21 protein-coding genes are annotated in these 22,281 nt (G+C 71.3%); 10 read left to right on the top strand and 11 right to left on the bottom strand.

The window, feature by feature from the left end:
* Window positions 1–202 precede the first annotated feature (202 nt).
* From tuf to ACIREI_RS32650, 3 genes are all read left to right on the top strand, one after another.
* Window positions 203–1,381, top strand: coding sequence for an elongation factor Tu (tuf, locus tag ACIREI_RS32660; protein ID WP_403340506.1), 1,179 nt, complete (start codon window positions 203–205; stop codon window positions 1,379–1,381).
* 140 nt (window positions 1,382–1,521) lie between these two features.
* On the top strand, window positions 1,522–2,367 hold the full coding sequence (locus tag ACIREI_RS32655; RefSeq protein ID WP_403340503.1) for a spermidine synthase: 846 nt from the start codon (window positions 1,522–1,524) through the stop codon (window positions 2,365–2,367).
* A gap of 137 nt (window positions 2,368–2,504) precedes the next feature.
* Entirely contained in the window at window positions 2,505–2,942 is a 438-nt protein-coding gene (locus ACIREI_RS32650) for a DUF4442 domain-containing protein (protein ID WP_403340697.1), read from the top strand.
* A gap of 122 nt (window positions 2,943–3,064) precedes the next feature.
* Here ACIREI_RS32650 and galU read toward each other — a convergent pair whose 3' ends face one another.
* Window positions 3,065–4,033 (bottom strand): UTP--glucose-1-phosphate uridylyltransferase GalU, encoded by a 969-nt coding sequence (gene galU, locus ACIREI_RS32645; RefSeq protein WP_403340501.1) that lies wholly within the window; start codon window positions 4,031–4,033, stop codon window positions 3,065–3,067.
* A 488-nt stretch (window positions 4,034–4,521) separates the two neighbouring features.
* Here galU and ACIREI_RS32640 point away from each other — a divergent pair, with 488 nt between their 5' ends.
* The 3 genes from ACIREI_RS32640 (at window position 4,522) to ACIREI_RS32630 (ending at window position 8,667) form a co-directional block, all read left to right on the top strand.
* Complete coding sequence (locus ACIREI_RS32640; RefSeq protein WP_403340694.1) at window positions 4,522–6,249, top strand: RICIN domain-containing protein; 1,728 nt, start codon at window positions 4,522–4,524, stop codon at window positions 6,247–6,249.
* Window positions 6,250–6,392: 143 nt separating this feature from the next.
* Window positions 6,393–7,949 (top strand): carboxylesterase/lipase family protein, encoded by a 1,557-nt coding sequence (locus tag ACIREI_RS32635; RefSeq protein ID WP_403340498.1) that lies wholly within the window; start codon window positions 6,393–6,395, stop codon window positions 7,947–7,949.
* 73 nt (window positions 7,950–8,022) lie between these two features.
* Entirely contained in the window at window positions 8,023–8,667 is a 645-nt protein-coding gene (locus ACIREI_RS32630) for a DedA family protein (protein ID WP_403340495.1), read from the top strand.
* Window positions 8,668–8,766: 99 nt separating this feature from the next.
* On the opposite strand, the gene ACIREI_RS32625 is transcribed toward ACIREI_RS32630, so the two are convergent.
* Window positions 8,767–9,297, bottom strand: a complete 531-nt coding sequence (locus tag ACIREI_RS32625) for a gamma carbonic anhydrase family protein (RefSeq protein ID WP_403340492.1) — start codon at window positions 9,295–9,297, stop codon at window positions 8,767–8,769.
* Window positions 9,298–9,407: 110 nt separating this feature from the next.
* On the opposite strand from ACIREI_RS32625, the gene ACIREI_RS32620 reads away from it, so the two are divergent.
* Window positions 9,408–10,205: an acyltransferase gene (locus tag ACIREI_RS32620; protein WP_403340489.1), complete on the top strand. Its 798-nt coding sequence runs from the start codon at window positions 9,408–9,410 to the stop codon at window positions 10,203–10,205.
* Window position 10,206: 1 nt separating this feature from the next.
* Here ACIREI_RS32620 and ACIREI_RS32615 read toward each other — a convergent pair whose 3' ends face one another.
* Window positions 10,207–11,064 (bottom strand): DMT family transporter, encoded by an 858-nt coding sequence (locus ACIREI_RS32615; protein ID WP_403340486.1) that lies wholly within the window; start codon window positions 11,062–11,064, stop codon window positions 10,207–10,209.
* Between the two features lie 138 nt (window positions 11,065–11,202).
* Here ACIREI_RS32615 and ACIREI_RS32610 point away from each other — a divergent pair, with 138 nt between their 5' ends.
* A complete protein-coding gene (locus tag ACIREI_RS32610; RefSeq protein ID WP_403340483.1) occupies window positions 11,203–11,775 on the top strand; it encodes a helix-turn-helix domain-containing protein in 573 nt (190 codons plus the stop codon).
* A 43-nt stretch (window positions 11,776–11,818) separates the two neighbouring features.
* On the top strand, window positions 11,819–12,376 hold the full coding sequence (locus tag ACIREI_RS32605) for a YbaK/EbsC family protein (RefSeq protein WP_403340480.1): 558 nt from the start codon (window positions 11,819–11,821) through the stop codon (window positions 12,374–12,376).
* A 2-nt stretch (window positions 12,377–12,378) separates the two neighbouring features.
* Here ACIREI_RS32605 and ACIREI_RS32600 read toward each other — a convergent pair whose 3' ends face one another.
* Window positions 12,379–13,500, bottom strand: a complete 1,122-nt coding sequence (locus ACIREI_RS32600; protein WP_403340479.1) for a cation diffusion facilitator family transporter — start codon at window positions 13,498–13,500, stop codon at window positions 12,379–12,381.
* 63 nt (window positions 13,501–13,563) lie between these two features.
* On the opposite strand from ACIREI_RS32600, the gene ACIREI_RS32595 reads away from it, so the two are divergent.
* Complete coding sequence (locus tag ACIREI_RS32595; RefSeq protein ID WP_403340476.1) at window positions 13,564–13,923, top strand: ArsR/SmtB family transcription factor; 360 nt, start codon at window positions 13,564–13,566, stop codon at window positions 13,921–13,923.
* 37 nt (window positions 13,924–13,960) lie between these two features.
* Here the strand turns inward: ACIREI_RS32595 and ACIREI_RS32590 are convergent, their stop codons facing one another.
* The 7 genes from ACIREI_RS32590 to ACIREI_RS32560 form a co-directional block, all read right to left on the bottom strand.
* Window positions 13,961–15,184, bottom strand: coding sequence for a 4-hydroxybenzoate 3-monooxygenase (locus ACIREI_RS32590; protein WP_403340473.1), 1,224 nt, complete (start codon window positions 15,182–15,184; stop codon window positions 13,961–13,963).
* A gap of 91 nt (window positions 15,185–15,275) precedes the next feature.
* Window positions 15,276–15,683: a CoA-binding protein gene (locus ACIREI_RS32585; protein WP_403340471.1), complete on the bottom strand. Its 408-nt coding sequence runs from the start codon at window positions 15,681–15,683 to the stop codon at window positions 15,276–15,278.
* 206 nt (window positions 15,684–15,889) lie between these two features.
* Complete coding sequence (locus ACIREI_RS32580; protein WP_403340468.1) at window positions 15,890–16,312, bottom strand: nuclear transport factor 2 family protein; 423 nt, start codon at window positions 16,310–16,312, stop codon at window positions 15,890–15,892.
* Between the two features lie 5 nt (window positions 16,313–16,317).
* Entirely contained in the window at window positions 16,318–17,124 is an 807-nt protein-coding gene (locus tag ACIREI_RS32575) for an MBL fold metallo-hydrolase (RefSeq protein ID WP_403340465.1), read from the bottom strand.
* Window positions 17,125–17,170: 46 nt separating this feature from the next.
* Entirely contained in the window at window positions 17,171–17,788 is a 618-nt protein-coding gene (locus tag ACIREI_RS32570; RefSeq protein WP_403340691.1) for a DsbA family protein, read from the bottom strand.
* Between the two features lie 160 nt (window positions 17,789–17,948).
* Window positions 17,949–18,443, bottom strand: coding sequence for a MarR family winged helix-turn-helix transcriptional regulator (locus ACIREI_RS32565; protein WP_403340462.1), 495 nt, complete (start codon window positions 18,441–18,443; stop codon window positions 17,949–17,951).
* A 158-nt stretch (window positions 18,444–18,601) separates the two neighbouring features.
* Window positions 18,602–22,264 (bottom strand): LamG-like jellyroll fold domain-containing protein, encoded by a 3,663-nt coding sequence (locus tag ACIREI_RS32560; RefSeq protein ID WP_403340459.1) that lies wholly within the window; start codon window positions 22,262–22,264, stop codon window positions 18,602–18,604.
* Window positions 22,265–22,281 lie beyond the last annotated feature (17 nt).

Genomic DNA, 22,281 nt, shown 5'->3' with positions numbered 1-22,281 from the left:
ATCGACCTCATGTTCCGGCACGCCTTCGTCCTCGCAGCATCCGCAGTCGCGGATGCTCCGAAGGCTGCCGTTCCGGTCTTCCTGACCGCAGCCGACGGCGCTCGAAGCTGACCCTCTCCGGACAGTCCGGCGGACCCCGCAGGGGGAGGGTCGGCGAGTCCTTGGGGTCCCCTCTTCTACGCAGAGACTTCGAGGTACAGCCATGTCCAAGACGGCATACGTGCGCACCAAACCGCATCTGAACATCGGCACGATGGGCCATGTCGACCACGGCAAGACCACCTTGACCGCCGCCATCACCAAGGTCCTCGCCGAGCGCGGATCCGCCGCCAACACGGAGTTCGTCCCGTTCGACCGTATCGACCGGGCGCCGGAGGAGGCCGCGCGCGGCATCACCATCAACATCGCGCACGTCGAGTACGAGACCGACACCCGCCACTACGCGCACGTCGACATGCCGGGCCACGCCGACTACGTCAAGAACATGGTCACCGGCGCCGCGCAGCTCGACGGGGCGATCCTCGTCGTCTCCGCGCTCGACGGGATCATGCCGCAGACCGCCGAACACGTACTGCTCGCCCGGCAGGTGGGCGTCGACCACATCGTCGTCGCCCTCACACACGCCGACGCGAGTGACGAGGAGCTCACCGACCTGGTCGAGCTGGAGGTCCGCGACCTGCTCACCGAGCACGGCTACGGCGGCGACGCCGCGCCCGTCGTACGGGTCTCGGGGCTGAAGGCGCTGGAAGGGGACCCGAAGTGGGCGGCGTCGATCGAGGCGCTGCTCGACGCGGTGGACACCTACGTTCCGATGCCGGAGCGGTATGTGGACGCGCCGTTCCTGCTGCCCGTCGAGAACGTGCTCACCATCACCGGCCGGGGGACGGTGGTGACCGGGGCCGTCGAGCGGGGCACCGTGCGGGTGGGTGACCGGGTCGAAGTGCTCGGGGCCGGGCTGGAGAGCGTGGTCACCGGTCTGGAGACGTTCGGCAAGCCGATGGACGAGGCGCAGGCCGGGGACAACGTGGCGTTGCTGCTGCGGGGGGTTCCCCGGGACGCGGTCCGGCGGGGGCACGTGGTCGTCGCGCCGGGCAGTGTGGTGCCGAGTCGGCGCTTCACCGCGCAGGTGTATGTGCTGTCCGCGCGTGAGGGCGGTCGTACGACGGCGGTTTCCAGTGGGTACCGGCCGCAGTTCTACATCCGCACGGCGGATGTGGTGGGGGACATCGACCTCGGCGAGGTGGGTGTAGCCCGGCCCGGGGAGACGGTCACGATGACTGTTGAGCTGGGGCGGGAGGTGCCTTTGGAGCCGGGGCTCGGGTTCGCCATCCGTGAGGGTGGGCGGACTGTCGGGGCGGGGACCGTGACTGCCGTCGTGTGAGGGTGGCTCGCCGCGTGGGGCTGCGGGGCCGTTGTGGCTGGTCGCGCCCACGCGGCGGAGCCGCATATCGACACAGCCCCGCGCCCCTTTGAGGGGCGCTCTCCGTGCTCCCCGTAAGGAATCCCCGGCACAATATGAAGGTGAATGACCCCATACCCGTCACCCGGTCCGTCGACTACGGCACCGCCAAGCTGATGCCCGACGTCGATCGGAAGCGGGCCTGGCTGCTCACGGTCGACGGGGCTCCTCAGTCGTACGTCGATCTCGACGAACCCGAGTACCTGGAGTTCGAGTACGCGCGCCGACTCGGGCATGCGCTCGATACCGTTGCCGAGGCCGGGCGGGCCCTGGACGTGCTGCACCTCGGAGGCGGGGCACTCACCCTGCCGCGCTATCTGGCGGCGACCCGGCCCGGCTCGCGGCAGGACGTCGTCGAGGCCGATAGGGGGCTGATGGAGCTGGTCGCCGAGCAGCTGCCGGTCCCGGACGGGGCCGGCATCCGGCTGCACGCCGGGGACGCCCGTGCCTGGCTGGAGGCGGCCCCGGACGACTCGGTCGACGTGCTCGTCGCCGACGTCTTCGGGGGGTCACGGGTGCCGGCACATCTGACGTCGGTGGAGTACGTCCGGCACGCCGCGCGCGTGCTGCGGGGGAGCGGTGTCTATCTGGCCAACCTCGCCGATGCCGCGCCCTTCGCCTTCCTACGCTCCCAACTCGCCACCTGTGCCACGCTGTTCGAGGAGCTGGTGCTGATCGCCGAACCGGGCGTCCTGCGCGGGCGGCGCTTCGGCAACGCGGTGCTCATCGCCGCGCACCGGCCCCTCGACACGGCCGCCCTGGCCCGGCTCACCGCCTCCGACGCCTTTCCGGCCCGCGTCGAGCACGGTCCGGCCCTGCGCCGGTTCATCGGCGGCGCGCGGCCGGTGCGGGACGCGGACGCCGTACCGTCACCCGAGCCCCCCGACGGGGCCTTCAGTATCGGCTGAGGCGAGGCGGGTTCCAGCGGCGGGGGAGCGGCCCTGCACGGCACTCGCCGCTTCGGGCTGTGACACGACGCTCGTCACACAGGCCTGTTCCCCGGATTCTACTCGTGGGTAACATGGCCGCCATGAGCGCAGACCAGATGTCGATCGGCGAGATGCTCGCCGCCACCGTGCCGATGGCCCGGACCCTGAACCTCGAGTTCCTGGAGACCACGCCGGAGAAGGCCGTGGTGGCTCTGCCGGACCAGGGTGAGTACCACAACCACGTGGGCGGGCCGCACGCCGGCGCGATGTTCACGCTCGGCGAGACCGCCAGTGGCACGATCGTGCTGGCCGCGTTCGGCGACCAGCTCTCGCGTGCCGTGCCGCTCGCGGTGCGGGCCGAGATCGCCTACAAGAAGCTCGCCATGGGCACCGTCACCGCCACCGCGACGCTGGGCCGCCCCGCTGCCGACGTCGTCGCGGAGCTGGACGCGGGGGAGCGGCCCGAGTTCCCCGTGGCGATCGAGATCCGGCGCGGCGACGGGGCCGTGACCGGCGAGATGACGGTCGTCTGGACCCTGCGCCCGAACGGCTGAGCCGGCCGTACGGCAGTAGGAAGGGGCCCCGTGTGGGGCCCCTGTGCCATTTCGTGCCGCGGGCGGCCTCCTCGTGCCGCGAACGGCCTCTTCGTGCGAGCGGGCGGTGGCCTGGCGAACGCTCAAGCGGCGAGCCGGTTCCGCTCCTGCTCGCCGCCGTTCTCCAGACCCGCCACGAACTCCTTCAGCCAGGCCGTGAACTCCGGGCCCAGGTCCGCCCGGCCGCACGCCAGCCGTACCACCGTGCGCAGGTAGTCCGCCTTGTCGCCGGTGTCGTAGCGCAACCCGTCGAACACGACTCCGTGGACCGTGCCGCCCGTCGCCAGTTCCTGGAGAGCGTCAGTGAGCTGGATCTCGCCGCCGCGGCCGGGCGCGGTGCGCTCCAGGACGCCGAAGACGGCCGGGTCGAGGACATAGCGGCCGATGACCGCGTAGTGGCTCGGCGCGTTCTCGCGCGACGGCTTCTCCACCAGGCCGGTCACGCGGACCACGCCGTCCTCGCCGGACGGCTCGACGGCCGCGCAGCCGTAGAGGTGGATCTGCTCCGGCGGGACCTCCATGAGGGCGACCACGCTGCCCTCGTAGCGGTCGCGGACCTCCAGCATCCGGCTGAGCAGGGTCTCGCGCGGGTCGATGAGGTCGTCGCCGAGCAGGACGGCGAACGGCTGGTCGCCGACGTGATGACGGGCGCACAGCACCGCGTGACCGAGTCCTAGCGGGTCGCCCTGGCGGATGTGGTGGATGTCGGCGAGCCGGGCCGGGTCGCGCACCGCGTCCAGGCGTACGGAGTCGCCCTTGGCGGTGAGCGCCTGCTCCAGCTCGAAGGCGTTGTCGAAGTGGTCCTCGATGGCCCGCTTGTGCCGGCCCGTGATCATCAGGACGTCGTCGAGCCCGGCCGCCGCGGCCTCCTCGACGACGTACTGGATTGCCGGCTTGTCGACGACCGGCAGCATCTCCTTGGGCGTCGCCTTCGTCGCGGGCAGGAACCGCGTGCCGAGGCCGGCGGCCGGGACGACCGCCTTGCGCACCGCGCGGGGGGTACGGGCCGTGCCGTCCGAATCTGGGGTGGGTGTCGTGTGGGGGACGATCATGCGGCTCATGCTGGTACACGGGGATGAGAGCGCGCCGAGAGGAACCTCGGAGCTTGCTGTGCGACAAGCGGAGTTGAAGATTCCGTGGACCAATGGTTCTCGGGCGCACACAACTTGGCGCCGGTTCGTCGGCGATGTCGAAAGCTGGTGCCGATACCGCCGGTAACTTTTCTGAATTCCCCGCCTTTTGAACATTGGTCACTCGAACTTCTTGTTCCTGTGCATCGCTTGTGCAAAAGTGAGCGACCCGATAGCCGGTCCACAAGTGACGCGGCATAGGTATGCACCAATCAGGCACCTGCTTTTCCGACGGACGCGCATTTCGCATGCCGTTCTGCGGCTGGGAAGGAAATGGTTCAGTGCAGTCCCCTTACCCCCCACGACCGCCGTACCCGCCACGACCCGGGGTGAGCCCCGGAGAGTCCGACCGCAATCTCCTCGCGAGCCTGGGGCAGGCCGCGACGGCCCCCCGTGCCGTCGCCCTGCTGATGGCCCGGCACTGGCGCGCCACGTACGACTACGCGTCCATCTGCCTGGTGTCCACGGCGAGTTCGGCCTCCATGGTGGCCGCAGCGGCGTTCCACCGTGTGCTCGGCAGGCCCGCCCCCGGCGCGCTGCGCCCCCAACTCCTCGCCGCCGTACGGGACATGGTGAAGGAGTGGGCCGCCGATGACGGCATTTCCGCCCTCCTGCCGGAACTCGGCAAACCGACCGGAGGGCGCGGGCTGCGTGCCGCGCGGTCCGTGACGCCCGAAAGGCGGCAAATCGCCGAGCGTGCATTCCGGGCGCTGTCGGGGGCCTCGCAATGCCTCCTCTGGCACACCGAGGTCGAGGCGGAACCGATAACCATACCCGCCGGTCTGCTGGGGGTGGACGCGGGCACCGCGTCGGCCGCGCTGGAGGGAGTGCGAGAGCAATTCCGGCGCGGTTGTGTCCGCGCCCACGGCGAACTCGCGCCCACCCGGGAATGCCGCTACTACAACCGCCTCCTCGACGTCCCCATTCGCCGCGGCGGGGCCCTGCTGCCCGATGTCCAGCAGCATCTGATGGAGTGCCGTTACTGTCGGCACGCCGCGGAGCAGCTCAGCCATTTCGAGGGCGGCCTCGAAGTGCTCCTCGCCGAAACCGTGCTCGGCTGGGGCGCCCGGCGCTATCTCGACTCCCGGCCCGGGCGAGGCGGCTCCGGATCGGCGCCCGACGCCCGCCCCCGCCGCGGCGGACGGCACCGCCCGGCACCTCTTCCCTTACCGCGCGGACGCGCGAAGGCCGTCGCGGTGGGCGTCGGCGTGGCCTCCCTCGCCCTGCTGGTGACCGTGCTCACCGTCAAGGGCTGGTCCGAGGAGAACGGCGCTCCCGACCAGGGGGCCACCTGGGGCGCGCCCAGCGGCCGGTCCGTCCAGCCCGGCGCCGTCTCCCCGCCCTCGTCCCCGTCCGGCGGAACACCATCGGCCGCCTCGGCCGAGGAACCCGTCGCGATCGCCCAGGGCAGGCTCCGCAACCTCGACCGCGGTCTGTGCCTGGACCTCCACGACGGCAAGGTCCGCAGCGGTGCCCGAGCCCAGTTGGCGGAATGCTCGTCCGCCGCGTCCCAGCAGTGGTCGTACCAGGGCGACGGTCTGCTGCGCAGCGCCGCCGCCCCCGCCTACTGCCTCGACTCCGACCCCGGCGCGGGCACCGTCGTCCTGGCCGACTGCCTCGCGCACGCAGGCGAGGTGAGCTACGACCTCACCGTCCACGGGGAGCTCCTGCTGCGCCGGTCCGAAGGGCTGGCGGTCGCGTGCGGCAAGGGCGAGAGCGTGGTCGTCACCGAACGGGACGGTTCCCCGGCGCAACGCTGGCTGCTCGACGGTCGCCTCGCGGACGTACGGAAGGCCGGGCCCGGGGAGAAGGGGGAGAACCCGGATGAGGAGCGGGCGCACGGCACGCCTGCAGAGCCCGAGCCCGAGTCCCCGGACGCCGCCGCCCCCGTGCCACCCGAGGCCGACTCCCCGCGGGACGAGTCCGACCAGTTGGAGGAGGAGACGGAGCCGCAGTACGAGACGCGCTACGTCCAGGACGATTCCGGCTCCGGTTCCGACTCGGGCTCCCTCGCCGGCGGTCAGGCCGAACCCGCCACCCGTGTCGATGCCGTCGTGGCCCTCCCGGCCGACGCGCCGGCCACAGTGTCCGCCGTCGTCGGCACCGCCACGACGACGGTCGATTCCGCCCTCCACTAGTCAAGGGGGCTCAGGGGCCACTCCGCCGGGGTGGCCCCTCCTTCGACTCCTGGTGCCATTCAGCCGTTTCTCGTTCACTTCATTGACACGAGCCACCGGCGCTCATAGTTTTCCCGCCGCACTCAGCAGCTGGAGGTGGACCGGTGATCCGTCGTATGTCCGTCGCGCTGTCGGCCCTCGTGGCCGTGCTCATCACTCCCGTACCGGCGCAGGCCGCCGATCCCCCTGTCGTCCGTACCCATGCGGGCTGGGTGAGAGGCGAAACCACCGCCGAGGGACGGCAGTTCCTCGGCATCCCCTACGCGGAGCCGCCCGTCGGCAGGCTTCGCTGGAAGGAGCCGCGGCCGGTCCGGCCCTGGCAAGGGGTGCGTCCGGCAGGGGGCTTCGGCAACAAGTGCGTGCAGGGCACGAGTTGGGACCCCGGCTACGAGCGGCCCAGCCACACCGAGGACTGTCTCGACCTCAATGTGTACGTCCCCGAAGGCGCCGCACGCCGGGCCGTACTGGTCTGGTTCCACGGCGGAGGCCTCACCGCCGGGGCCGGTCAGGACGTCGTCCCCGACACCTTCGCACGGCAGACCGGCACCGTCGTCGTGACCGTCAACTACCGCCTCGGGGCGATGGGTTTCCTCGCCACGGCAGGTCTCGACGGCGAGGCACGCGACGGGGTCTCCGGCAACTTCGGCATGCTCGACCAGCAGGCCGCACTGCGCTGGGTGCGGACCAACATCGGCCGGTTCGGCGGCGATCCGGGCCGCGTGACCATCGCGGGCGAGTCGGCGGGCGGCCGCTCGGTCTGCACCCAGCTGGCCTCGCCGAGGGCGAAGGGGTTGTTCCGGGCGGGGATCATCCAGAGCGGGGCGTACGGCGACTGCGGGGCGCGTGCGCACGAGACGGCCGTGGCGCAGGGCGCCGCCTTCGCGCGGAAACTCGGCTGTGCCGACCTGGCCTGTCTGCGCGCCAAGCCGGCCGACGAGGTCCTGGCCGCCCAGAGCGGCTTCGACTGGGCGCCGGTGGCCGGCGGCGACTTCCTGCCGCGGCAGCCGGAGGAGGCGTTCGCGCAGGGGGCAGCGGCCGGTGTGCCGGTCATGAACGGGGCCAACCAGGACGAGGGCCGGCTGTTCGCCTTCGCCCGTTTCGACCTGAACGGCACCCCGCTCACCGCCGACCAGTACCCGACGGTCATGCGGGCGGACTACGGCGAGGAGGCGCTCGCGCGCTACCCCCTCTCGTCGTACCCCTCCCCGACCATCGCCTACGCCACGGCCCAGGGCGACCAGCTGTTCGCCTGCCCGGCCCTCCGCCTCGACGGCACGCTCGCCGGACGCGGCAGGGTCTACGCGTACGAGTTCGCCGACCGCGCCTCCCCGCCCTTCGCCTCCCTGCGCAACCTCGACACCGACTTCGACTTCGGCGCGACCCACGTCAACGAGGTGCAGTACCTCTTCAAGCACTTCGGCCTTCGGTCACCGTTGAACGCCGAGCAGCGGACGCTGGCGCGGCAGATGATCCAGTACTGGGGTTCCTTCGTCCGGGACGGGGTGCCGCGGGCCGCCGGCCAGCCCGTGATGCCGACCCGGCCCGGGACGGTGCTGACGCTGCGGACGGGCTCCGCGGGCGGTAACGCACTGAGTACCGCCGTGCACCGTGAGCACCAGTGCAACCTGTGGGACACCGAGACCGTCACTCAGAGCGGGTAGGCTGCCCCGGCGCACGCTCACAGTCGAGCGTGCGCCGGGAAACACAGAGTCCAGGCAATGAGAGGAAGCGGCGTTGCACGTCCAGGAATGGCTCGAAACGGTGCCCCCGCTCGCCATCTATCTGCTGGTCGGCGTGGTCATCGGTCTGGAGAGCCTGGGCATCCCGCTGCCCGGCGAGATCATTCTGGTCTCCTCGGCGCTGCTCGCCTCACAGCACGGTGAGATCGACCCGGTCGTGCTCGGCGCGTGCGCCACCGCGGGCGCGATCATCGGCGACTCCATCGGCTACGCCATCGGCCGCAAGGGCGGCCGCCCACTCCTGGCCTGGCTCGGCGGGAAATTCCCCAAGCACTTCAGCGAGGGCCACATCGCCACCGCCGAGCGCTCCTTCCAGAAGTGGGGCATGTGGGCCGTCTTCTTCGGCCGCTTCGTCGCCCTCCTCCGCATCTTCGCCGGCCCCCTCGCGGGCGTCCTGCGGATGCCGTACTGGAAGTTCCTGATCGCCAACGTCCTCGGCGGCATCCTCTGGGCGGGCGGCACGACCGCGGTCATCTACTACGTAGGCGTGGTCGCCGAGTCCTGGCTGAAGCGCTTCTCGTGGCTGGGCCTGGTGGCGGCGGTCCTGATCGGCCTGACGTCGATGCTGATCCTCAAGCGCAAGGCGAAGAAGGCCCAGGTCGCACAGCACGAGCCAGAGCCCGTGGCCGCCGGGGACTGAGGCGCCCCTTCAGGGGAGCGGTGCCGTATCGATGTGCGGCTCCGCCGCCGTGGGCGCGATCAGCCACACATCACTCGCGGACCGCGCCGGCTACGACCTCTACGCCCCGTGCTCTTCCCGGTGCGCCTTCGCCAACTCGGCATACATCGTTCCGTTGAGCGTCACACCCTGGCGCTCTTCCTCGGTCAGCTCCCGCTTCACCTTCGCCGGCACCCCCGCCACCAGCGACCCCGGCGGCACCTGCATCCCCTGCGGCACCAACGCCTGCGCGGCGACCAGGGACCCCGCCCCGATCACCGCGCCGTTCAGCACGGTCGCGCCCATGCCGATCAGACAGTCGTCCCCGACGGTCGCCCCGTGCACCACGGCGTTGTGCCCGACCGACACCCGCGCCCCGATGCTGACCGGGAAACCGGGGTCGGCATGCAGCGTGCAGTTGTCCTGGACATTGGACTGAGCCCCGACGGAGATGCGCTCCACGTCACCGCGCACCACCGCGCCGTACCAGACGCTCGCCCCGGCCTCCAGCGTCACATCCCCGATCACCGCGGACGTGGGCGCCACGAAAGCCTCCGTGTCGATCTTCGGCTCCCTGCCGCCGATGCCCTTGATCAGCGCCTTGTGCGTCATCACCGTCTCCTGTCGTCCGCGGTACACCGGAACGCTACCGCCACCCGGTGGGGCGAAGATCACAGCCCCCGCACCTCATGAGGGCGCCGAACGGTCAGTACGGTAAGCGGGTGCTCAAGCGCAAGAACACGTTCTCGTCCTGGCGGCGCGGCCTCGCGCAGCGCGCCGTCCACGCGGGCTGGGCCTGGGCGCAGCGCACGGGTTCGGTGACCGCCGAGCACCCCGGCCGTTTCCGCTTCGGCTCGATCGGCGAAGCCACCCGGCTCGCCTTCCCGCTCGGCACGGTCTTCGGCGAACCCTGGATCCACCTCGGCTCCCACTGCATCGTCGGCGAGCAGGTGACGCTGACCGCCGGTCTGATGCCCGACCTCGACCTCGGCCCGGAGCCGATCCTGCGCATCGGGGACGGCGTCGTCCTGGGCCGCGGCAGCCATGTCATCGCCGACACGACGGTCACCATCGGAAGCGACTGCTACTTCGGGCCGTACGTCTACGTCACGTCGACGAACCACTCGTACGACGATCCCCACGAGCCCATCGGCAGGCAGTGGCCGCGCATGGAGCCGGTCGAGATCGGCCCGGGGTGCTGGATCGGCACCGGGGCCGTGATCCTGCCCGGCGCGCGGATCGGGCGGAACGTCGTGGTCGCGGCCGGTGCGGTGGTCCGGGGCGTCGTGCCCGACCATGCCGTCGTGGCGGGGGCGCCCGCCCGGGTCGTACGGCGCTGGACGCCCGACGACGGCTGGCAGCCGCCGCTGCGGACCCCGGCGCCGGTGCCGATCCCCGACGGCGTCACTCCCGATCAGTTGCAGGCGCTGGCCGGGCTGGACGAGGAGACGGCGGCGAAACTGGCGGCGTTGGACGACGAAGCCGCTGCTCGACTCGCCCAGGTGGACGCGGAGACCTGAGTCAGCCGGTCGCCAGCAGCAGTGTGCCGACCAGCGCGAGCCCCGCACCCGCCGCCTGCACCGCACGCAACCGCTCCCTGAGGATGCCGCGCGCGGCCAGGGCGGTCACCACGGGGTAGAGCGAGGCGAGTACGGCGGCCACGGTGACCGGGCCGTGCTGGGCGGCGACCACATAGGTGCCGTTCGCCGCGACGTCGGCGAGGCCGACGAAGGCGAGCGCCGGCAGTGAGCGCCAGGGGAAGCCGCCGTGCGGGAGGGCGGTGCCGCCCCGCCGCACGGAGACGTACAGCGCGAGGCCGCCCGCCGCGACGTTGACCACGCGCTGCACGAAGAGCGCGAGGAACAGGCCGGTGACGGTGGTCGACGCCTCCGCGATCAGCGCGAACACCGCACCGAAGCCGAAGGCCGCGATCAGCGTGAGGAGGATGGCCTGCCGCTGCACGGGGGCGCCCCGCAGTTGCGGCCCGCCCGCCAGCACCACCCCCAGCACGGCGACCGCGATCCCCGCGATCTGCATCAGGCCGGGCCGCTCACCGACGAAGACGCCCACACCGACCGGGACCGCCACCCCCACCGTGCCGAGCGGGGAGACCACGCCCATCGGGCCCAGCGCGAGCGCCTTGTAGAAGCAGAGCAGCGCGACCGGGCCCACCACACCGGCGGCCACCGCGAACCACAGCTGGTCGCCGGCCTCGCTCCAGCCACCGGTGGCCACCACGATCACGCCGAGCACGGCCGCGGCGATCGCCTGTGAGACGACCACCACCGTGAGCGCCGGGGTGCGCCGGGCCAGCAGTCCGCCGCCGAAGTCGGCCAGCCCCCACAACAGGCTGGTGGCCAGGGCGAAGAGTGCTGTCACGAGGGCCTCGCAGTACAGTTCGGTGCGCGATGGGGTGCACCTCACCGTAGTGCAGTGAACTGAACCCTGTCATCCAGAATATTTGACTTCGGAAGTGGTGGGCGGCTCAGCGATGGCCGGAACGACGATGGGCGGAACGTGGCGGACCTCGACCTGCTGACCCAGTCCTTGGCGCGCAACGTCAAGCATTGGCGCTCGGTGCGCGGCTTCACCCTGGACGTGCTCGCGGCCAGGGCCGGCGTCAGTCGCGGCATGCTCATCCAGATCGAGCAGGCGCGCACCAACCCCAGCCTCGGCACGGTGATCAAGATCGGCGACGCGCTCGGGATCAGCATCACCACTCTGCTGGACTACGAGCAGGGCCCGAAGGTGCGCGTCGTCTCGGCCGACCAGGTGGTGCGGCTGTGGCACACCGACGCGGGCAGCTACAGCAGGCTCCTCGCGGGTACCGAGGCGCCGGGCCCGCTGGAGATGTGGGAGTGGCGGATGATGCCGGGCGAGAGCAGCAGCTCGGACCCGCACCCCGTCGGCACCTTCGAGATCGTCCACGTGACGGCGGGCGAGCTGACCCTCACCGTCGAGGACGCGGAGTACCGCGTCCCGGCCGGGGCGAGCGCCACCTTCGAGGCCAACGCCCCCCACACGTACGGCAATCAGGGCGACGTCCCGGCGGAGTGGGTGCTCGCGGTGTCGGTGCCGCCCGTCCGCTGAGACTCCCGGCCGACGGCCTGCCGGGTGCTGTTAGCGTGCGCTCATGGACGCACCCATCGGTCACTTCGACAACGCCACTCCCGCCCCCGACTGCCTCGACGAGCTCACCCGCCCGGTCGCCGACGCCGTACGCCACTGGAGCGGCAGCGTCCCCGCCGACCAGATCGTCTACGTCGAGACCGACCCCGAGTGGGCCGACACCGCCGTCTTCGTGGAGCACTACGGGCGGGAACTGCTCGAACAGTCCGCGAACTGCGTGGTCGTCGCGGGTAAGCGCGGCGGCGAGGCGACGCTGGCCGCGTGCGTCGTCCTCTCCACCACCCGGGTCGATGTGAACGGCGTCGTACGCCGTCAACTCGGCGCCCGCAAGGCGTCGTTCGCCTCGATGGACACGGCGACCGGTGAGACCGGCATGGAGTACGGCGGCATCACCCCGATCGGACTGCCCGACGGCTGGCCGGTGCTGGTGGACTCGGCCGTCGTCGACCTCCCGTACGTCCTGGTCGGCAGCGGGCGCCGGCGCGGCAAACTGCTGGTGCCGGGCAAGGCGTTCGCGGAGATTCCGGGGGCGGTCGTACTGGAGGGGCTCGGCGTCGCCTGAGCTCAGGCCGCGGTGTGGTGCGCCAGGGCGAGATGCGGATCCGCCTCGCCCGGCACCGGTGCCGGATCCGCGTGTACCAGGGCCGCGGTGAGCCGGGGGACGGCGTGCAGCAGGGCGTGTTCGGCGTCGACCGCGATGGCGTGCGCCTGCCGTACCGTCGCCTCGCCGTCCACGACGACCGCCACCTCGGCGCGCAGCCGGTGCCCGATCCAGCGCAGCCGAAGCTCGCCCACCTCGCGTACGCCCCCGACCTCCCGCAGCGCCTGTTCGGCCCGGTCCACGAGGGCCGGGTCCACGGCGTCCATCACCCGCCGGAACACCTCGCGCGCGGCGTCCCGCAGCACCAGGACGATCGCGGCCGTGATCGCCAACCCCACGATCGGGTCCGCGAGTTGCCACCCCAGCGCCGCGCCGCCCGCGCTCAACAGGACGGCCAGTGAGGTGAATCCGTCCGTCCGGGCATGCAGTCCGTCCGCGACCAGCGCGGCCGAGCCGATCGCCCGGCCCACCCGGATCCGGTAGCGGGCCACCCACTCGTTGCCCGCGAACCCGACGAGCGCGGCCACGGCCACGGCCGGGATCTGCTCCACCGGGCGCGGATCGAGGAGGCGGTCGACGGCCGTCCACGCCGCGAAGGCCGCGGACGCGGCGATCGTCAGCACGATGACGATGCCCGCGAGGTCCTCGGCCCGCCCGTAGCCGTAGGTGAAACGGCGCGTCGCCGCGCGCCGACCCAGTATGAAGGCGATCCCGAGCGGTACGGCGGTGAGCGCGTCCGCGGTGTTGTGCACCGTGTCGCCGAGCAGCGCCACCGAGCCGGAGACGACCACCACGACCGCCTGTGCCAGCGCCGTCACGCCGAGCACGGCCAGCGAGACCCACAGCGCGCGCATGCCGCGGGCCGAGGACTCCAGGGCGGAGTCGAGCTTGTCGGCGGTCTCGTGGGAGTGGGGTTTGAGGAGGTGGGTGAGGCGGTGGCGCAGGGGGGACGGGGTGTGCCCGTCTTCGTGCTGGTGCCCGTGCCCTTGCCCGTGCGGGTGCTCGTGTGCGTGCTCGTGGTGCTCGTGCGTGTGCCTGTGATCGGCGTGGTGGTCGTGGTGCTCGTGCTCGTGCCCGTCGCTCACAGCGATCCCCTTCAGGTGCGATGGGAGTGGACGCGTGACCGCCCACGACGCCATTATGTGCGTATGAGCGCACGCATGCACCTGTCACCTGCGCACGATGCGCACCCGCGCACCCCCGGCGAGGAACAGTTCGCGCTCGCCGCCGAACTCCTCGCTCTGCTCGGCGACCGCACCCGCCTCACGCTGCTGCACGCCCTGACGGCGGGAGAGGCCGACGTCACGACGCTCACCGAGGCCTGCGGCGCGGCCCGGCCGGCCGTCAGTCAGCACCTGGCCCGGCTGCGTCTCGCGGGCCTGGTGAACACGCGCAAGGCGGGGCGCCGGGTGATCTACTCCCTGCGCGACGGCCATCTGCGCCGCCTCGTCGACGAGGCGCTGAACGTGGCGGACCACCGGCTCAGCGACCGGCCCCTGCACGACTGACCGGGGGGGGGGGGGGGGGGGGGACCCCGAGGCGTGGTCAGTAGTCGGCGTTCTTGCCCAGGTACTGCTCCGCGAACGCCCTGGCCGCTGTCGGGGAGCCGAAGATGCGGCGAAGGCGTGCCAGGGTGGTGCCCGCGCGGTAGGGGTCGCCCGATGACGTGCCGTGGTAGACCTCGGAGAGCCAGTGGGAGAACTCCTGGTAGTCCCACACCCGGCCGAGGCAGGCCTCCGAATAGCCGTTCAGGCCGGTGCCGTCGCCCTTCGTGAGGTGGGCGACGAGACCGTCGCCCAGCAGGAAGGCGTCGTGCAGGGCGAGGTTCATGCCCTTGGCGGCGATGGGGGCGGTCAGGTGAGCGGCGTCACCGGCCAGGAAGAGTCGGCCGAACACCATGGGCTCGACCACGTAGTTGTGCATGTCGAGTACGCGTTTCTCGATCAGCCGCCCCTCCGTCAGCGGTGGCGCGCCGTTCGCGCCGAGCCGCTGCTGCAGCTCCGTCCAGACCCTGTCGTGCGACCAGTTCTCCGGGTCGTCGCCGGGCGGGCACTCGAGGTAGTAGCGGGTCACCTCGGCGCTGCGCGGCATGTGCCCGGCGAACCCGTTCGGATGCATGCCGAACAGGACGCAGTCGGAGGACGGCGGCGCCTCGGCGAGCAGCGCCAGCCAGCCGATGCCGTAGTCGCTGCGGGAGATGTGGGCACGGTCGGCCGGCAGCGCCGTGCGCGTCACCCCGCGCGCCCCGTCGCAACCCGCCACGAAGTCACAGTGCACCACCTCCCGTTGACCCGTCTGCGGGCTGGTGTACGACACCCAGGGGCGGTCGGTGTCGAGGTCGTGCAGCTCCACGTCCCGCACGCCGAAGCGTATGGCGCCGCCGCGCACGTCCGCGTACTCGCGCACCAGGTCCGTGACCAGGAACTGCTGGGGGTAGACCCAGTGATGAACCCCTGTGAGTTCGCCGTACTCGAACCGGTAGCGCTCCCCGGCGAACCGGAACTCGCACTCGGTGTGCCGCTGCGCCCGCTCCAGCAAGGTGTCCGCGAGGCCCCGCCGCTGGAGTCCGCGTACGGCCCACTCCTCCAGGACCCCCGCCCGCGGCCGCTGCTCGATGAACTGGCGTGTCTCGGTCTCCAGGACCAGACAGTCGACGGACGCCGCCCGCAGGATGTTGCCGATGGTGAGACCGGCCGGTCCGGCGCCGACGATGACGACCGGGAAGCCTTGCGGGGCACCGGAGTTGGTGTGGGGGGAGGTGGAAGTCACCCGAGCATTATGGGGCGGCTGACGTGGGGAGGGGAGGGCTCCGGGGTGGCTCGGTGGATCGGCGGGGAATCGGCGTATCGTCGTCGCCCGGTCAGCCCAGGCGCGGGATCTCGATCGCCGGGCAGCGGTCCATCACCATGTCGACGCCGGCGGCGCGGGCGCGGTCGTACGCGGCCTCGTCGATGACGCCGAGCTGGAACCAGACGGCCTTGGCGCCGATGGCCGCGGCCTCGTCGGCGACGGCACCGGCGAGCTCGCTGTTGACGAACACGTCGACGACGTCGACCTCGAAGGGGATCGCGTCCAAAGAGGGGTATCCCGGCTCCCCGTGGACCGTCTCCGCCTTCGGGTGCACGGGCACGATGCGCTTGCCGTAGCGCTGGAGGACGTCGGCGACCCCGTACGCCGCACGCCGCTCGTTCGTGGACAGACCCACGATCGCCCAGGTGTCACCGAGCTCGGTGAGGATCTTGCGGACTGTCGCCGGGTCGCCGTACACGCTCGGCCTCCTTGGGATTCGGGCAGGGCTGCTCTCCCGGACAACAGCGGGTGGTGCGCGGTGATTCCCGGCGGTGGCGGGCTTCCCGTCCGTCAGGCGCCGACCGCAGCGGGTGCGGCCGCCCTCGTGCGTCACGACGGCGGCCGGTGCTGCCCTGCGATCTCCCGCCGAGCAGCGAACTACCCGGCCTTGGGAGGGGAGTTGAGTCAGTCGGCCATGGCCTCGCGGACGAGGGCCGTGTCGACGAACTGCTCGAAGCGGACGATCAGCCCACCGCAGACGGTGAAGTGGTGGGCGACGCGGACGTCGATCGCCTTGCCGGTCGCCTTGTTGGTCGCGGTGTACCGGGCGAGGACGACGACGTTCTCGCCCTCGGTGACATAGGTGTCGTCGTGGGCGATCCAGTCGTCCCAGTCCTGGCCGAGCTTCTCCATGACGTTGCTGGTGACGCCGTCGGGGGTGCGATAGGTGCCGGCGAGGGGGAAGCCGGCCATCTCCGTCCACTCGACGTCGGGGGCGAGGGTGGCGCGCAGGGCTGCCAGGTCACGGTTGGCCGAGGCCAGGTACTGGCGGCGTACGACGTCGGCGGGAGCGGTGGAGGTCGCGAAGTCGGTGCTGTCGTGGGCCATGGGGGTCAGCCCCACTTCATCTCGCCCTTGGCGACCTTCGCGCCGATCTGCGCGGCGATGACCATGCCGTGGCCCGGGTAGCGCTTGACGAGGGCGTCCGTCAGGGCGGCACCGTCGGCGGCCTTGCCGAGCTCCTCCTCGAAGGCGACGAGGTAGTCACGGGTCGCGGTGATCGCGGAGGCGTCGGCGGCGGTATCGGGCAGGCGGTGGCCGGGGACGACCAGCTCCGGCTGGAGGGCGGCCATCTCGTCGAGCAGATCGATCCAGGCGGCGCGGTCGGCCGGGGTGGCCGTGTCGGCGACCCAGACGTGCTCCTGCTGGAAGAGCAGAACGCCGCCGAGCAGCGCGCGCTGCTCGGCCTGCCACAGGTAGTGACGGTCGGGCAGCGCGGCCGGACCGCCCTTGAGCTCGAAGAGGTGGCCTTCGAGGGTGAGGTCGCCGGTCAGCGGCTCGAGGTCGACCAGGCGGGTGGGGAGGTTCTGGCCCAGGGCCGCCCATGCCTTGAGCTTGCCCTCGTAGGAGTGCTGGATGTGCTCGATCGTCTGCGGGGTGGCGACGAACCGCGCGTCGGGGAAGGCGTCGGCGATGACCTCGGCGCCGAAGTAGAAGTCGGGGTCGCCGTGGCTGATGAAGACCGTCGCCGGCGTCTTGCCGGAGTCGAGGATCTCGGCGGCCAGGCGGTGGCCGTCGGCGCGGGTGAAGGCGGCGTCCACGAGCAGGGCCTCGTTCTCACCGGTGACGAGGGTGGCGGTCTTGTTCTTGCTGCCTGCCGGGAAGTCCAGGTCCAGGACCTTGAAGGACAGGGTGCTCATCGGTGGCTCCTTGACGGGACGTGGTGGGTGGCGACGGGGGAGAGGTTCAGGGGGTGAGCACGGCCGAGAGCCGTGCGTCGACCTCGTCGGCGGTGGCGTGGCCGTAGGCCAGGGGGGTGACACGGTCGCCGTCGACGGCGAGGAGGGTGGGGAAGCCGGTGACGCCCAGTTCGGCCCCGAGGTGGAAGTCGGCCTGTGCCGCCGCCCGGGCCTCGGGGGCTTCGAAGGCGGTGACCACGGCGTCGGCGTCCAGCCCGGCCTGCTCGGCGAGCTTCCGGTAGGTCGCGGGGTCGGAGAGGCTCAGCCCGTCGACGTAGAAGGCCCGCTGCATGGCCATGACCAGCTCGGCCGTACGGTCGGGGGCGATCCGCCGCAGGGCGGCGACTCCCCGCGCGGCGTCCTCGGAGTCCATCACGAACGATCCGTCGGCGATCAGTCGCTCGTACGCGTCGCCGAACTCGGCGCCGGTCTGTTCGGCGATCTTGGCGTTCGCGCCCCGGACGTGGCCGAACTCGCCGATCGGCAGCCGGCGGGGCCCGGTGAACAGGCCGCCGGAGACCACCACCACCGGCAGCTCCGGGTGGCGGGAGACGACCTCGCGCAGGGTGCCGGAGAACCCGTGCGACCAGCCGCAATAGGCATCGAAGACGTAGATGAGCTGCATGGAGAACCTCGGCACGGCGCCCGCCGGATGCGAGCGGTTCATCTGACAGAACAGTAGCTGACGAGTCAGATATTTCCATGTTCGTGTAACCGTGGCCACACCTCTGTCCGCTCTCCTCAGTGCGCCGGCGCTGCCGATCGGCCGCAGCCCGATGAGCGCCTCAGGGCAGGCGAGGCAGCTCGTCCCGGGCCGAGTGGCTGAGGAGGCGCAGGTTCTCGGCGAACCGCTCTCGGTCCTCGGGCGGCAGCGGCGCCAGGAAGTAGCGGCGGATGTTCTCCACGTGCAGCCGGGACGCGCGCACGGTGGTCTCCTCGCCCAACGGGGTCAGGCGCACCAGCCGACCGCGCCGGTCGCCGGGGTCCTCGGCGCGCTCGACCAGCCCGGCCGCCTCCATCCGGTCCACGAGGCGTGTCACACCGCCCGTGGTCAGCACCTGCTCCTGGGCGATGGCCCGCATCGGCATCCCCGGTTCACCGGTCCGCCCGAGGATCAGCAGCACCTCGAACATCAGGTGGCTGATGCCGCACTCCCGCTCCAGGGCCCGCCCCAGGATGTACTCCAGCCTGTTCGCGGCCCCCTGCAGCCGCCCGAACGCCAGCACCAGCGCGTTGTCCGCCGCCTCTTTCGGCGACGAGATCTCCGCCTGCTCACTCACGTCCCCACCGCCTGTCAGGTCCTCCACGCCATTCATCCCATGATCATGCCGTGTTCCCGGGCCGGACGAGCCGGTTCCTCTTCGAGCGGCGGAGCGTGACCGACCCGGGCGCCTGCTTGTGGCACCGGCGGCGAGGGTCGCCGCCGGTGGTGTTCACCTCATCGCACCTCCCGCGCGTAGGGCGCGACCGTGAGCCGGTCTATCAGCGGCGCGTTGCGGGAGCGGAGCAGCACGCCGGGGAAGGTGTCCGAGGCGTAGGTGGCGCCGTCGAAGTTCGGCACTTCCTCGGAGCGGAAGGCGATCGTGTTCTGCCCCTTCCTGAGCTGGACCGGGACGGTCAGCTCCCAGAAGTTGTTCTGATGGAAGCTGTGCGGGAAGCCGACGCGCCGTATCTCGCCGCCGTTGACGGTGATGTCGGCGTGGCGCGCGAGCGGGTCCGGGTTGTAGTGGGTGGCTTCGGACTGCTCGGGGTTGGAGTAGCGGATGCGCAGCGCGTACAGGCCGGCGCGGTCGGCGGAGACGGTGAACGTCGCCGTGTTGTCGTTGCCCGGGGCGCCGCCGATGCCGGTGATCGCCGTCCCGCCGGTCGCCAGGGACAGCGGGGCGAGCGTGGCCGAGCCCACGAGCTCGGCGTCCTGTGCCTCGTAGGTACGCGCCGGGAGCGCGCCCTCGGTGGGGGTGACCGTGAGCCGATCGACGAGGGTGGCGGACGAACCCCCGGTCAGCGTCACCTTGTTGACGCCACCCGACAGGGAGACGGCCACACTGCGCTTCCCCTTCGACAGGCGCAGGACGTCGTGCCCGTTGACGGCGAGCCGGGCGCCCGTGCCGCCGAGGGTGTCGACCTTGAGGGTGGCCTCGCGGTCGGCGGGCGAGTAGACCCAGAACGTGGCGGTCCCGTCCTTCGGGAGCCGGACCGCGCCCGAGCCGGTGGCGGGAGCGGCGGCCTGCTTCGGCAGGTCGTAGACGGGCCGCGCACCCCCGTCGAGCCAGGCCAGCTCGCCCTCGTACACCTGGGTGGCGGCCGAAGCCGCCGACAGGGAGAGCGTGATGCGGTCGACGATGGCGTCGCCCTTGGTGGCGCGCTTGCCGTCGAGGCTCTTCGCGGCGAGCGTCAGGGTGTGCTTGCCCTTGGTGAGCTGGACCTTGGTGTCGGTGTGGTCCCACACCACCCACTTGTAGCCGAGCGGCAGATGCAGCTCCTGCTCGCTGTCCGCCTTGCCGTCCACGCGCAGGAAGACGTTGGTGGGTCCTTGTTCCCTCACCTTGTCGAAGGTGTTGAGGGAGTTGGCGAAGACGCTCAGGTCGTAGGTGCCGTCCTCGGGCGCGTCAACGGTGAAGTCGAGCGTGACGTCCGAGCCGGTGCGCAGACCGCCGACGTCGTAGCCGCCGGAGGTGTAGAACTTCGACACATCGCGCGGCGACCCCTCCGGGCCGTTCTTCGAGTAGCCGGACCCGGTGTGGGCGGCGTCCTCCGCCTCGTACGACCCCTGCCAGCGCACCGGCGGGGACTGCGTGCTCCTCGCCTTTCCTGTCGGGCTGAGGACGATCTCGTACGCAGAGGACTCCTTCAGCGTCGGCAGCCCGCCGTCACCGAAGTCGACGACGACCTCGCCGTCGTCACCGACCTTCAGGCCCGTCTCCGTCAGCAGCTTCGGGCCGGAGTTGTCGCCGACCTGCCCGCTCCACTCGATCTCGCGGACCCAGGCGTGCACGCTGTCCCCGAAGACGTTCTTCGGGACGCCCGCGAAGGTGATGTGGCCCTTGCCGGCGGACCCGCCGAAGATCAGCCGGGCCTGCCGCTTCTTCGCGTCCAGCGTGGCGACGCCCTGCATGGTGTAGTTCTCGCCGGGGAACGGCGGCGCCACCCGCACCGTGTGTCCGCTCATCGAGGCGTACGAGTTCAGCAGCCACCACTGGCCGTTGCCGCGGTTGGACTGCACCGCCGAGTCGGAGAGGTTGCCGTCGATGTTCCAGTAGGCGATGTCGGCGTCCACCTTGGACTCCTCGATCGCGGACACCCACTGGATCATCTGGCCGGGGACGGAGGTGTGGTAGTTGAAGGCGTACTCGTTGATGTTGATGGGGAGTTGACTGCCCTCCCGCTCGGTGCCCTTGAACAGCTCCTTCTCCCACGCCCGGTACTTGGCGACGCTCTCGCGCACTGCCTCCGGGTGGCTCAGCTCGTGCCAGGTGATGACGTCCGGGAGGGTGTCGGCGGCGAGGGTGTGGGTGAGGAAGCCCTTGACCTGGTCGTAGAGGACGCTGGTGTTGGGGCCGGCGATGCGGGCGCTCGGCATCTTCCCCTTGATGAGCTTGTAGGCGTCGTCCCAGGCGGCGAAGAAGTCGTCGGGGTCGTTGAGCCAGCTGACCTTGTTGTAGCTCCACTCGCCGGTGCCGAACATGTTGCCCTCGGGCTCGTTGAACGGCACGAAGACGATGTTGTCCTGGTACTGCTTCGGCAGTTGCAGGACCTGGTCGACCTGCTTGGCCAGCTTCTCCCGGTAGAGCTTGAGCTTCTGCGCCGGGGTGTCGCCCGGCCACTGGTACGGGAAGCCGCGGTGGATGTCGGTCATGTAGATGTACACATCGCCGTCGGTGGAGTCCGCCAGCGGCTGCACCACCTCCAGCGCGTCGGCACCTGGGTGCTGCGGTCCGTCCTGCGCCTTGGTGGAGACCGTGCGCAGCCCCATGCCCTCGATGAGGTTGTTGGTGGGGACGTCCGGTCCGTACAGGCCGTAGAGGGTGCCGGACGCGCCGCCGTGGAAGGCGCCGGTGTCCGAGCCGAGGTCGACGGTGAGCTGCCCCTCGCGGACCACGGTGACCGTGGCCTTCACGTCGCGCCCGGCCGCCGTGCCCGCCACCGTGAAGGTGCCCGGCCGGGCGTACTTGTCGGACGGTACGGCGTCCCAGGTGATCGGCAGGTCGCGGTCGTAGCCGTCCGAGAAGGAGGACCGGACGGCGGGCGGTAGGGACGGGGCGGTACCGGTCGTCGTACGCACCTCGAAGGACGTCTTCGAGAGGTCCTGGACCGTCGGCATGTTCCCGACCGTACCGGCCACCTGCTCGGCGTTCAGCGCCGCGTGCCACACGGTGAAGTCGTCGATCGCGCCCTTGAGCAGCGGGTCCGGCCAGAAGGACTTGCCGATGTAGCCGGCCGCCGTGGCCGAGCCGTCCAGCAGTTCCTTGGCCTTGATGCCGGTCGCGGCGGAGGAGACCGCCACGCCGTCGAGGTAGGTGGTGAGCTTGCCGGCCGTGGTGTCGAGGGTGACGGTGACGGTCCGCCACTCGTTCGCGGGAAGCGCCGCATAGCCGCGGACCTGTGCCTCCGCGCCGCCTCCGCCGGTGGTCACGGAGGTCTGGAACAGGCCGCCGCCGTTGTACGGGGTGCTGAAGAGGTACTTGGTGGTGTTGGTGCCCAGATCGAAGATTCGCTGCCAGGACGACTTGTCGCCGCTCCACTTCACGCGGGCCGAGACCGTCAGGTCGGTCGCGTCGCCGACGATCTCGCGGGGCAGACGGACGTACGCGCCGTCGGAGGTGGGCGCCCCGCCGGGCAGGGCCAGGGCCCTGCCGCCGTCCGTGCCCGCCACGGACTGGGCGGTGGAGCCGTTCACCAGGGTCGCCGTCAGGCCGTTGCCGGAGCTGTCGGTGATCCTGCCGGACGTGAGGTCGTCCTCGTCGAAGGTGTAGCGCGCGGCGGGCTGGGGCGCGTCGGCCGCCTGCGCGGGGACGGCCGGTGCGGTCAGCAGGCCCGCGCCGAGAGCGACGGCCATGGCGGCCGGGGCTCGGCGCCGGGCGGGTCTTTCAGCGGATGGCATGGATTGCGTCCTCAATC

This window comes from Streptomyces sp. NPDC093591 (assembly GCF_044764885.1).
GTDB lineage: Bacteria > Actinomycetota > Actinomycetes > Streptomycetales > Streptomycetaceae > Streptomyces.
This window is presented reverse-complemented; position numbering and strand designations above follow the sequence as displayed.